The sequence below is a fragment of the Brevibacterium sp. FAM 24630 genome, from assembly GCF_049804075.1.
Lineage (GTDB): Bacteria > Actinomycetota > Actinomycetes > Actinomycetales > Brevibacteriaceae > Brevibacterium.
This window is the reverse complement of the sequence record NZ_JBNBZD010000123.1, coordinates 1-251: the sequence shown is the minus strand read 5'-3', so window position 1 is coordinate 251 and position 251 is coordinate 1. Positions and strand designations below refer to the sequence as shown.

1 protein-coding gene is annotated in these 251 nt (G+C 62.9%); it reads right to left on the bottom strand.

Annotation, left to right across the window (positions count from 1 at the left end; all coding sequences use genetic code 11):
• On the bottom strand, positions 1 to 240 hold a 240-nt coding region (locus ACPUD7_RS17965), incomplete at its 3' end, for an ATP-binding protein (protein ID WP_425120669.1).
• Positions 241 to 251: the final 11 nt, after the last annotated feature.

The window sequence follows — 251 nt, the reverse complement described above, 5'->3', positions numbered from 1 at the left end:
CGCCGACCCCAGATACGACTTGCCAGACCCGGTGAACCCCTGGAACACAACGTTTTGCTGCCGGGTGATGAACGAGGCGGTTCCGAGTTGAGCGATGACGTCACGGTCGAGGCCGCGCTGGTCGATCAGCGCGATCCGACGCAGATCCGCATCGGGATATCGCAGTCCAGCCCGGCGGATGAGCCCCTCGACTTTCGCATGGGTGAACGCAGCATGAGCGTCATCGACAGCGAGCTGGATGCGCTCTTCGA